The organism is Microcoleus sp. bin38.metabat.b11b12b14.051 (assembly GCF_013299165.1).
In the GTDB taxonomy this organism is placed as follows: domain Bacteria; phylum Cyanobacteriota; class Cyanobacteriia; order Cyanobacteriales; family Microcoleaceae; genus Microcoleus.
In genome coordinates this window covers 117,253-128,831 of sequence record NZ_JAAFKD010000014.1, presented here as the reverse complement: position 1 = coordinate 128,831, position 11,579 = coordinate 117,253, and the positions used below count along the sequence as shown (strand labels likewise).

The following is an 11,579-nucleotide window of genomic DNA, read 5'->3' as shown; positions in this document are numbered from 1 at the left end:
GTTTGTAGTGAGGACTTCAGTCCTTCTTTTTTGCGGACTGAAGTCCTCACTACGAACCTGTTTGTTTGTAGTGAGGACTTCAGTCCTTCTTTTTTGCGGACTGAAGTCCTCACTACGAACCTGTTTGTTTGTAGTGAGGACTTCAGTCCTTCTTTTTTGCGGACTAAAGTCCTCACTACGAACCTGTTTGACTGCGGGTAGGAGTTAATCGGTTTGGGCTATCAACTGATTTTCCTGGCGCAGGTAAGCTTGAATAAACGGGTCTAATTCGCCGTTCATCACATCTAAGACGGCGGTTGTTTCCACCCCTGTCCGCAAATCCTTGACCATTTGGTAGGGATGAAACACGTAGTTGCGAATTTGGTTGCCCCAAGCTGCCTCTACCATGTCGCCGCGAATCTCGGCAATTTCGGCCGCACGCTGTTCTCTAGCAACCACCAACAGCCTAGCCTTGAGTAAGGCGAGAGCTTTTTCTTTATTTTGCAACTGACTGCGTTCTTCGGTGCAGCGGACGGCTAAACCAGTCGGAAGGTGAACGATGCGGACAGCCGTTTCTACCTTGTTAACGTTTTGTCCGCCCTTGCCGCCTGCGCGAGAAGTCGTGACTTCCAAATCTTTTTCTGGAATATCCAGTTTAACGGATCGATCGAGCACCGGCATCACTTCCACGCCCGCAAAACTGGTTTGACGCTTGTCATTAGCGTTAAAAGGCGAAATTCTCACCAAGCGGTGAGTGCCTTTTTCTGACCTCATGTAGCCGTAAGCGTAGCGGCCGACAATTTCCAAAGAGACAGATTTTACGCCTGCTTCTTCTCCCTCAGAAATCTCAGTTAAATGTACTTTGTAACCGTGACTTTCGCCCCAGCGGGTGTACATCCGCAGCAACATTTCGGCCCAATCTTGAGCATCTGTGCCCCCCGCCCCGGCGTTAATTGTCAAAACGGCGCCGCCTTCGTCATAGGGCCCGGAGAGTAATTGTCGTAGTTCCCACTGGTCGAGTTCGCGGGTTAATCGGGAAAGACTCGATGAGGCTTCTTGGAATAACGACTCGTCTGCGTCTAACTCCAGCAGTTCTAAAATAGCTCTAGCGTCTTCTAAGCTAGTCTGCCAGCCGTGGTATTGGTCTAAATGAGATTTGAGGTCGTTGAGTTCTTGGAGGGTTCCTTGAGCTTGATCTTGGTCGTCCCAAAATGCTGGTTGGGCGGAGATTTGCTCTAAGTCTTGGATTTTGGCTGTGAGTGCGGGGATGTCAAAGATAGTCCTGGGTGGTACCCAGTCGATCGGACAATGTTTCGATATTGTGTTTGATGTCTAGAACTTCCACTGTGAGTTCTCCTAGTTGTGGGGTGTATCTTTGAGTTTAGCTGAAATTTGACCTGCACCGGCAAATCAATTTTGCAGCAGCGCAGCGGCTTTGAGGAATGGGTCAAGTTTGCCGTCTAGTATCTCGGCGACGGCTGTGGTTTCGATGCCTGTACGCAAATCCAGAACTTTGTCCTGGTTTGTGCTGTCGCTGGCAAATTGATATTCTCGAATTGGTTGGTTGAGAAATGTTTTTAGGCGATCGACCTGAATGTCTGAAATTTCTGCAACTCCTTGTCTTTGCATCATAGCAAATAGTTTGCTCTTGAGAACCGCCAAAGCCTTTTCTCTATTTTGCAGTTGACTCCGCTCACAGTTAGATATTGATGAAACACCAGTAGGAACATGAAGCATCGCCCGATATGGCTCTACTTTAGATAAGTAGCAAGTAAGCAAGATTATTTCTAAATCCTGCTGGGGAATCTCCTGTTCGACATTTATTATTGGCACAACTTCCACCGTCGCTGTTGTCTGCCACTTTCCGGTAATATTCAAAGGCGATGTACGTTGCAGTCGGTGCATTCCGGTTTCTGACTTTAGATAGCCGTAAGCGTAACGTCCGTCTATTTCCCAAGTTACAGAATTCCTTCCTGCATAAGTCCATAGCGAATCTTCAACTACCCAAAATTTATAGCCTCGGCTTTGTGCCCAACGAGCATACATTCTCAGCAACATATCTGCCCAGTCTGGAGCATCTAGGTCATCTATTGCTGCATTAATTATGAGGTATGCTCCATTTTTGTCGCAAGGCCCGCTCAACATTTGCTCTATTTCATGCTCTTCGAGAGAGTGGTTGAGTTGAGCTAAATTAGTTTGAAGTTCTTGCTCTAGTTCGTCGTCTGCTTGAAATTCCAGCAACTCGACTGCTGCGTTAATATCTGCTAAACAAGTTTGGCACTGGTTGAGTTTTACCAGATCAAATTCGAGAGCATCTAGTTCTTGGAGTATCCGTTCAATGTTGTTGCTGTGGGCGGATTCCGGCTGTGTTGCTAGCTGTTTTAAGTTTTGGCTGGCGGCGGTTAATGCTGAGCTAAAGACTGTCTCGCAGGCGGTTTAGGCGATCGCACAAAGTTTCGATATTGTGTTTTGTCTCTATAATTTCCACTGTGATTTCTCCAGCGTTGTGGGTGATTATACTAATCTTAGCTTGCTGCGGGCTTGTTTGTGGCAAAAATACTAAGAAAGATTTTTTGATCACAGATGAACGCGGATCTTGCTAAATGTACTGCGAACCTGTGGAATTAAAAGCTTTACCGCATTCGTGAGCGCATACGTCCAACCTTTTGGAACATGAAAAACTTTTTGTGAGGTCTTCGCGAAACCAATCACATTCGATCGCCTCTTTCACCGATTTAGTTTTGAGAGAATTAAATCCATCGCCGTACTTTTCAAGTAAAGCCAGCATTTGGGGTCTGTAGGTATGGTTGTAAACAGCGTATTTGGTATGGCTTACCCAACAGCAAGGCCAGAGTTCGGCTTCAAAAGAAATGAAAATATCTTTGCTGGCTTGAGTTTGACAGCTAATTTCTACATTGCGGTAGTAATTGTTTAAGTCGCCGTAGCTTTCTACAACTTTGATAAACTGCTCTCCGTCTGGATTTTGATATTGTTCTAGGGATGGTGGTTGGAGGTCTGGGCTTTTTGGCTTTGAGGGGAGATGTTGAGTTTGAGGGGGTACTTGAGGAATTTCGAGGGCTACTGCGCGATACCAAGCCTGATTTGCTTGTTCTGATTGTCCCAACTCGGTCAATACTTTAGCCAAATTGCGATAAGCGCCGGCAAAATCTGGTTTGAGGGCGATCGCTTTTTTGTAGTAAAATGTAGCTGGCTGCCACTGTTGCTGTTGAGCGTAAAGACTCGCTACATTTGCATAAACTTCTGCGAAATCAGGCTGAATTCTGAGTGCGTTTGTATAGCAGTCTGCTGCTGATTGCAACCGCCCTATACGTTGGAAAGCATTCCCTAAAGTTTTGCAGGCTGCTGCAAAATTAGGTTGAATTTTTAGGGCTTGTTGGCAAGCCGATATTGCTTCTGACAGATTCCCTGCGGTTAAATAGGTCTCGGCTTGTCGGTGCAATTCAACGGCTGCGATTTCTTGATTTTGGCGGGATGATACATCGGGTTCTGGTTGGTTTGGGCGATCGCTTTGTGCCTCTACCGGGGAAGTTTGTGCCTGTTGTTGTTGTTGATATTCTTGATTTTGAGACTGTCTGTTATATATTTCTTGCGCCACAAAACGAGAGGTAGCTTTGGGGACAAAATCTATAAATCCTAATTGTTTGGCTAAATCCCTGGCTGCTTCTACTTGGTGTTGGTTGTGTTCAAATATCAAGTAGTGCCAGACTGCTTTTCCGCCAGCTTGGATAAAGGCATTAACTGATTCCATTATCCTGTCCCAGTTGGTATTTTGGCGGTAAATGCTGTTAGTATCGGCCAATCCGTCGATACTAAAAGTTACGCTATCGTGTTCTCCTGTCATTGTCTGTGCCAGGGTGCGCCACCAGTCGGGGTTGCGTCCGCTACCGTTGGTGTACAGGCATATTTGAGGAACTCCCATGCGGTGCCAATACTCGATCGCCGGAATTGTGGTATTGCTAGTCATAGCATCCCCGTAGTTGCCGCACATATAGACCAAATCTAATTGAGAGCAAAATTCTTTGGGAAAAATTCTCTCAATATCTGCAATCTTTAATTCTGCTGCGGGTAAAATCGGATTGCCAGTGCGCGGACACTGGGGACAAGCGGCATTGCACCTAGAAGTAATTTCTACGCTGACTCTCCTGATATCTTCGTATTTTAAGTACATGAGTTTTATCCAATTGATTTGTGATTAATTTTGAAATTGCGCTCGACAGCATGAGATGATAAAATTTTTGATTGATCGGTTCAAAAGTAAAATTATAGCTCCTGCCTGCCGCCTGCCGGCCTGATATAAGTTGTGTTTATGATATGGACAGAGGAGGCGACGATCGCGATCTTGGTTGCAAATCTTAATAAAAAAACCGCAGCCGAATGTCGATCGGGCTGCGGTTCTTTTTTAAGCTAAACTTTCAAGGATTAATCGCGACCGTTGAGAGCAATCATCAGACGCAGAATGAAGATGAACAAGTTGACGTAGGTCAAGTACATCGACAGAGCGGCGGGCAAATACTCGTCGTCGCGGTAGCTGCGGGGTAAGATGTAAAAATCGACGATCGCAGCGCCAGCAAATATAAACACGCCAATGCCAGAAATGCCTATTTCTAACCAGGTTGGGGTGTAGACACCGAACAGCGACAGCAGAAATTGACCGCCAACAGCGACTAACAAAGCAATCACACCTAAACTGATGGTTTTGGTGAGAGCCATGCCGTCTGCTTCCGACAAGTTAGAGCCAATTTGGCGGGCGGCGATGAAAGTAATGCCACAGCCGAGGGCTGCGAAACCGATGCCGCCGATGCCGACGCCTTGGGTTCTGAGGGCTGTAAACACCAATCCGCTGAGGGTGTAGCCAGAAAGCAGGCTGTAGGTTGCCAACAGGGGCAAGGCGGTATTTTTGTTGTTTTGTTCGGCGGCGGCTCTGGCGACGAAGAATAGGATTAATTCTAGGACGATCGCGCCAATAAACGTCGGAAAGAAGATTGCGGGATAGTTGCGGATGACTCCGAGCCCGCCGTAGGTGCCGACAGCGGTTAAGACGAGTCCGCCACCCACGAAGGGGAGGGCGTTAGCGATGACGTTGGGGCCTACCAGCGCGTGGTTTTTGGCCTCGCGCACGGCTTCGCGGAAGTTGCTGGTGTTACTCACGAGGATTTACCTATTTTTGGCTGAGATTTGCTATCTCTATTTTGACAAACTTTACAGTTTGTTGACAAAACTTGGAATAGTTTAAAGATTTGATAAAGAACGGGGGTGAAATCACTCCCATGCAGGAAGTGATTGTTTATGATCAACGGCGTACAAGTAAATCTTTGCTGTGCTGTCATTGTCTGGGGACGATCGTCCTGTTGCAGCGTTGAAGCTGGCAGAGGGCGCTATAATTGAGGTGAAACGGTCGGCGCTACCTGTGGCGAGCGGCTAGCGAAAACTCGATCGAATTAGAGATAGCACAGGTCAATCTATGGGGACTTTGGGATTTAGGATTTGGGATTGATGACTCTATGCTCTAAGCAGGGTAGGAGTTGATTTTAAATTTTAGATTGGTGACTGAGTTGTAACTAAAGACAGCAAACTCAAATAATCAAAAATCAAAAATCTTAAATTTTAAATTGAAAATCGGAAATCTGTTCAGTTAGTTGCTAAGGTAGCTCAGACAGGGAATGCAAAAAAAAGTAAAGATCGAGAGATTGAGTTCGCTCGACAAAATGCCAAACAGGTAATGTCTCATGCCCACCTTTTTTGCTCGCAAATTACTGCCATCGGCCGCCGGGATTGTATTAGCTGCGGCCGCCGTTATTTCCGGCGGTGAAGCTGCCCTTGCAGCTAATGTCCGGGCCGTTCATACTGCTGCTCCATCGCTGGGTTCCCAAAATTTGCTGCTGGCTCAGACCGGTCAACCCCGGCAAGCTACAACTACTCCTACCCCGATTCCGATAACGGTAAATCGGGTGCCTCTGCCGGTAAAAATTCCTGAGCCTTCAATGTTGGGGGGATTGAGTTTGGTGGCGGGTTCGCTGGTGGTGACTCGCCGCAGAGCGAGAGTTAAAAGTTAGAGTGGTGACAAAAATCAGAGTTTGTGATTGTTAAGGGCCCCGCAGGCGAGATGCCTGTGCCACAGTTTAGGCCACAGGCAAGATGCCTGTGCCACAGTTTAGGCCACAGGCAAGATGCCTGTGCCACAGTTTAGGCCACAGGCAAGATGCCTGTGCCACAGTTTAGGCCACAGGCAAGATGCCTGTGCCACAGTTTAGGCCACAGGCAAGATGCCTGTGCCACAATCCAGGCTGGTGAATCTCTATTTAAGGATTTTAGCCGATCGCGTCGCGCAGAGCATTTTTAGTCATAGCTGCGATCGACTGTTCAGATGCTTTCGGCAAATGATAGTATTTGCCGCCAGAAGTCTTAGCCAATTCCTTCGCAAAACCAGTCGAGATAAACTTACTCTCAGTATCAATCACCAACAACTGCATTCCCAAACCGCGAATTTTGGCAGCAATTTCTAACAATTCCTTCTTAATATCCGGCTTTTCGCCATCTAAAATCGGTTCGCCCAAAGAACGAGCCAAAGGAATATTACCGCGTCCGTCAGTAATCGCAACAATCGCCACTTGACCGATATCTCCAGACTGCCGCGCGTTAACTCCCACACGCACCGCCTGAGTCAAACCGTGGGCGAGGGGCGAACCACCGCCGCAAGGTAGTCTTTCCAAACGCTTGCGGGCTAAGGCTATCGAGCGAGTTGGCGGTAACAATACTTCCGCTTGTTCTCCGCGAAAGGGAATGAGCGCCACTTGGTCACGACTTTGATAAGCTTCGGTGAGTAGCTGCATGACTGCACCTTTAGCCGACTGCATCCGGTTGAGGGCCATGGAACCGGAAGCATCGACAACAAAGACGACTAAAGCCCCAGCTTTTCTGGCCAAGCGCTTCGCCCGAATGTCTCCCTGTTCCACAAATACCCGGCGCTGACTCGCCTCTTGCCCCCCCTTACTAAGGGGGGGTTGACTCGCCTCTTGCCCCCCCTTGGTAAGGGGGGGTTGGGGGGGGTTTGAATTCCTGTCGCGGCGTGCTTTTTGGTAGGGTGCGGCCGCCCGGAGAGTCGCGTCAACGGCGATGCGGCGCACGGGGCCTTTGGGCAATACTGGCTTGACATAACGGCCTCTATCTTCGGAGAAAATGGTGGTTCTACTGCCCGATTTGCCTTGGCGGTTGGCGGATTGGGCGAAGAATAGCACGTCGGGGTCGAGAATTACGCCTTCGGGGTCGAATAGAAATTCTTCGGGAATGGTATCTTTTTCTGGTTCTTCTTCAGGTTCGGGTTTGTCTTCATCTTCTTGGTCTTCTTCGTCTTCTTGTTCGTTTTCGGGTTCGTCTTGTTCTTGTTCTGACTGCTGCTTTTGTGGCGGTGGTGGCGGGGGAGGAGGAGGTGAGTTTTCGTCTGGGGGAGTTTGGATGACGGTGGCGCGGGGTACGATGACTAATTCTACGGCGCGGCGGAGGTCTTCGGCGTTAACTTCTGTGCGTCCTTCAATGGCGGCGGCGGCTTTGGCGACTCGGACTGCGAAGATTTCAGCGCGATGTCCTTGAACTACGCCGCGGATGGCTTCTTCTACTAGGTAAGCTATTTGTTCGCGACTGATAGTGACATCTTTTAGCCATTCTCTGGCGAGGATGATTTGGGTTTTGAGGTTGTCTGTGTCTTCGGCGTATTGGTTGAGGAATTGTTCGGGGGAGCTGGAGTAGGATAAAGCTTGTTCTACTGCATAGACTCTTTCTTGTAGTTCGAGGGCTGCGTCGGCTGAAAGGACGATCGCGATGCGATCGAGCAAATGTTCTCTAAGAGGGCCTTCTTCGGGGTTATAGGTGGCAACAAATAGAGGTTTGCAGGGGTGTTGGAAGCTAATGCCTTCGCGCTCTATTTGGTTGCGACCTTCGGTTAATACTGTCAGCAATTGGTTAGAAATATTGTCATCGAGGAGGTTGATTTCATCTACATAAAGTACGCCTCGATTTGCTTGGGCCAAAAGTCCTGGTTGAAATACTGTTTGACCGAATCTTACTGATTGTTCGACATCGACGGAACCTAAGAGTCTGTCTTCTGTGACGCCTAATGGAATTTGAATAAATGGTGTAGCAATTATTTCAGTATCTGGAAAATTAGTATTTTGGGAACTGGCATCTTGCCCGTTATTTTCTACTGTGGAACTGGCATCTTGCCCGTTATTTTCTACTGTGGAACTGGCATCTTGCCCGTTATTTTCTACTGTGGAACTGGCATCTTGCCCGTTATTTTCTGGTAACAGGTAAGATGCTTGTTCCACTAGGAGTTCATCTGGTTCGGCGTTGCAAAAAGAGTCTTTAATAATTTCAATTGGTGGAAGTAGGGAATGCAAGGCGCGGGCCATTACTGATTTTGCGGTACCGCGACGACCTGCGATCGCAACTCCTCCCAATCCGGGATCGACTGCTGCTAAAAGTAGGGCTAATTTGATTGCTTCTTGGCCGACTACGGCGGTGAGGGGAAAGGCTGTGCTGGAAGGGCTAAGGTTGGCTGCGGGCATAGGATTTTCGGAATTTCGGATCTTAGAATTTGAACTTAATGTTTAGCTTACGGCTTGAAGTATTTTAACTTCTAAGGGGAGAATCACGGTAAAAGTTGAGCCGACTCCGATTTCTGATTCTAGCTCGATTTTGCCTTGCAGCAGTGTAACGAGCCGCGATACTATGGCTAATCCTAGGCCGGTGCTGTCGGGGGGAAAGTGCTGTTTGCCTGTTTCTGCTCCGGCTTGAAAGAAGGGGTCAAAGATGCGGTTGGTATCTTCGGGGGCAATGCCGATGCCGGTATCTGTAATGGCGATCGCCCAATTTGCTTCTCCAGCTTGGTAGCAACTTAATTCAATCCTACCAGATTCTGTGTAGCGAATGGCATTGCTCAGCAGGTTGGTGACAATTTGTTGCAGGCGCTGTCCGTCGGAGATTACTTCTGTAGGGCAGCAGTCAGTTGTAACAGCGAGCTTTAATCCCTTAGCATCAGCCATTGGCTGCATCACTTCTACTACTGTATTAATTATAGATTGTACATTAGTTCGTCTCAGTTGAAGTTGAATTTTTCCGGCATCGGCGCGGGAAAGTTCGAGGGCGTCGTTAATCAGGCGCAGTAATTGTCGGCCGTTACGCAATACTCGCTCGATTTGTTCGATGCCGGGAAGGGTATCTTTGATTTGGGATTGCGCCTTTCCTTTTCGCAAAAATAGCTCTGAATAACCGATGATTGAGTTGAGAGGTGTTTTGAGTTCGTGAGCAAAATAGGAGAGATTTTCTTGGTTAGCACAGACTAGCCGATTTAGTTCTTGATTCGTGAGTTTTAACTGACTTTTAATTTTTTGCAGTTCGCTCAATCGCTGGGAAACATAACTGTTAAAACACTGAGCAATAGCTTCATCTACTACCGAATCTATGAGCCTAAAAGCTCTGACTACTTCTGTTGTTGTTCCTGCTAGCAATTCTACTTCTAAGTTGGCAAATATCACTTGACGTAATAAATGGTATTCCCGCGCTACTTCTGCGGGATCGTAGCCTTGTTCTGCTCTGAGGAAGCCATGTTCTAAACTGGCTTTAATAATGATACCAATTTCACTATTTTGATATTGGGAAAGCACTGTGGCCATCGCCTCCAGCAGGCGAGGGATGTGATTTTCGATCGCAGAGTGCGGTAGGGTGTCAGCGGTTTCAATTTTCCGATCCAAGCGTACTGCTTCAATCCAGTTTTTGAGGATAGTGTCAGTTTTGTCGGCGAGCAGTTGGCTGTAGTCCATAATGCCTGCGTGGGGGTGAAGTTGGCAGATATTGCCCATGCTTCATTGTAGTGGAGCGATCGCCCGACCGCCATACCAAACTTCCGGCCATCGAGCCCCTGCTAAAAGAAATAGTTTTAACGTGATTTTAACCCTGTGACACAACTCTCTCTCTGACTGCATTTCAGCTTTCTGCTACCAAAAAGAGCACTTAAACTTATTGACAGAATAGCCATAAAATAGTAGAATCCATCAAACCGAGAGTTTTAAATTTTTAAGTTTTAATATTGTCAGGGGACTAAATGGAAAACGTGCAAGCTGCGATCGCTGCTGCAACATTTATCGGTGTAATTTTTTTAGTAATTACAGAATGGATACACCTAACTGTTGCGGCATTTCTGGGAGCCCTGATTCTGGTTTTCACCCACGTGATGACGTTAAAGGATGCGATCGAATATATCAGTCGTAGTCATGGAACCCTAGGCTTATTTTTCGGAGTCATGGTTATGGTGAGAGCATTTGAGCCTACCAAAGTATTCGATTACTTAGCAACTCAAATGGTGCTATTAGCTAAAGGCAAAGGCAAAAATCTCCTACTGGGAATTGTCGCAATTACTACCCCGATTTGTGCAGTTTTGCCAAATGCCACTACAGTCATGCTGCTAGCACCGTTAATTCCGCCAATGGCACAAGAAGTCGGTGTAGATTTTGTGCCGCTGCTGATTTTAATGGTATTTGTTGCTAACAGTTCAGGTTTGCTGACAATCGTGGGAGATCCGGCGACATTCATAGTCGGCGATGCGATTAACATGAGCTTTGCAGATTACCTGTTAAAGTTAAGTTTAGGTGGGGCAATTGCCGTAGGAGTCATCTTAGTTATGCTGCCTTGGATGTTCCCCGAAATCTGGCACAAAGAATTAGATAATTTGGAAAATTTGCCGCACCCAAAAATCAATCACCCGCGAATCTTAGTGGTGGGCGGCTTAATTATCACTTTCGTGCTGACATTTTTTGTAGTGGGAGAGTCGTTGCCAGTCCCAATTTCACCGGCAGCCGTTGCTTTATTGGGAGCAGCTTTATCAATGCTCTTGGCTCACCATTCCAAAATAGATTCTGTCACCAATATTTTGCGGGATTTAGATTGGAGTACGCTGCTATTTTTCATGTCGATATTTGTGCTGATTGGTGGTCTAGAAAAAACCGGAGTCATCGCTGGGATGTCGGGATTTTTAGCAGCTATTTTAGGTAAAAATATCTTTTTGGGTTCTTTGACTCTGTTGTTTTTTGTGGGCTTGATGTCGAGTGTAGTGCCAAATATTCCGCTGGTGGTGGCGATGGTACCGCTGCTCAAACAATATGTTGTGAATGTCGGGCTCGCACCAGCCCAAGTGCTAGATCCAGATTTTGCAGGGCAGTTTCCACCGACTGTACTACCGCTGTTTTATGCGATGATGTACGGAGCAACTTTAGGCGGAAATGGCACTTTGGTAGGAGCTTCTTCTAATATTGTGGCTGCGGGAATTTCTGAGCTGCACGGGCGCCGGATTTCTTTTCAAACTTTTCTGCGTTACGGGCTTCCGGTGATGGCTTTGCAATTGGTTGCTGCGGCTGTTTATGTAACTATTCGGTTTTTGGTTTGAAGCAAGAAGGAAGAAGGAAGAGGGAAGAAGGAAGAGGGAAGAAGGAAGAGGGAAGAAGGAAGAAAAGGTGGTTGCTAATACTAAAGTATCCCGATCGCCAATCTCTACTCCTAAAGAAGTATTGACATGATTAGAGGCTCGTGAT

General features: G+C 47.2%; 10 protein-coding genes and 1 pseudogene. 4 read left to right on the top strand and 7 right to left on the bottom strand.

Annotated elements, in window-relative coordinates:
• A partial coding sequence (locus tag QZW47_RS16610) for a hypothetical protein (RefSeq protein ID WP_293128744.1) occupies positions 1-201 on the top strand: 201 nt, incomplete at its 5' end.
• 3 nt (positions 202-204) lie between these two features.
• Here the strand turns inward: QZW47_RS16610 and prfB are convergent.
• The 5 genes and pseudogenes from prfB to QZW47_RS16585 form a co-directional block, all read right to left on the bottom strand.
• A protein-coding gene (prfB, locus tag QZW47_RS16605) for a peptide chain release factor 2 (RefSeq protein ID WP_293128742.1) occupies positions 205-1,324 on the bottom strand; the annotation gives its coding sequence in 2 pieces (ribosomal slippage) (positions 205-1,251 and positions 1,253-1,324; 1,119 coding nt in all).
• Positions 1,325-1,389: 65 nt separating this feature from the next.
• A pseudogene (locus tag QZW47_RS16600) lies at positions 1,390-2,361 on the bottom strand (PCRF domain-containing protein); the annotation flags it as partial.
• A 31-nt stretch (positions 2,362-2,392) separates the two neighbouring features.
• Positions 2,393-2,560 carry a hypothetical protein gene (locus tag QZW47_RS16595; RefSeq protein ID WP_293128740.1) on the bottom strand — a complete coding sequence of 56 codons (168 nt, stop codon included), beginning with the start codon at positions 2,558-2,560 and terminating at the stop codon, positions 2,393-2,395.
• A gap of 18 nt (positions 2,561-2,578) precedes the next feature.
• Complete coding sequence (locus tag QZW47_RS16590; RefSeq protein ID WP_293128738.1) at positions 2,579-4,168, bottom strand: tetratricopeptide repeat protein; 1,590 nt, start codon at positions 4,166-4,168, stop codon at positions 2,579-2,581.
• A 251-nt stretch (positions 4,169-4,419) separates the two neighbouring features.
• Positions 4,420-5,148: a Bax inhibitor-1 family protein gene (locus QZW47_RS16585; protein ID WP_293128736.1), complete on the bottom strand. Its 729-nt coding sequence runs from the start codon at positions 5,146-5,148 to the stop codon at positions 4,420-4,422.
• Between the two features lie 578 nt (positions 5,149-5,726).
• Here QZW47_RS16585 and QZW47_RS16580 point away from each other — a divergent pair.
• Positions 5,727-6,053: a PEP-CTERM sorting domain-containing protein gene (locus QZW47_RS16580; protein ID WP_293128734.1), complete on the top strand. Its 327-nt coding sequence runs from the start codon at positions 5,727-5,729 to the stop codon at positions 6,051-6,053.
• Between the two features lie 255 nt (positions 6,054-6,308).
• Here QZW47_RS16580 and QZW47_RS16575 read toward each other — a convergent pair whose 3' ends face one another.
• Together QZW47_RS16575 and QZW47_RS16570 are read right to left on the bottom strand one after the other, a co-directional pair.
• Positions 6,309-8,561: a VWA domain-containing protein gene (locus QZW47_RS16575; protein ID WP_293128732.1), complete on the bottom strand. Its 2,253-nt coding sequence runs from the start codon at positions 8,559-8,561 to the stop codon at positions 6,309-6,311.
• A 42-nt stretch (positions 8,562-8,603) separates the two neighbouring features.
• Complete coding sequence (locus tag QZW47_RS16570) at positions 8,604-9,854, bottom strand: HAMP domain-containing sensor histidine kinase (protein ID WP_366930889.1); 1,251 nt, start codon at positions 9,852-9,854, stop codon at positions 8,604-8,606.
• 242 nt (positions 9,855-10,096) lie between these two features.
• Here QZW47_RS16570 and QZW47_RS16565 point away from each other — a divergent pair, with 242 nt between their 5' ends.
• Positions 10,097-11,434, top strand: coding sequence for an ArsB/NhaD family transporter (locus QZW47_RS16565; protein WP_293128730.1), 1,338 nt, complete (start codon positions 10,097-10,099; stop codon positions 11,432-11,434).
• Positions 11,431-11,559, top strand: a complete 129-nt coding sequence (locus QZW47_RS16560) for a hypothetical protein (protein WP_293128728.1) — start codon at positions 11,431-11,433, stop codon at positions 11,557-11,559. Before QZW47_RS16565 ends, QZW47_RS16560 begins: the two co-directional genes overlap by 4 nt.
• The last annotated feature ends 20 nt before the right edge of the window (positions 11,560-11,579 follow it).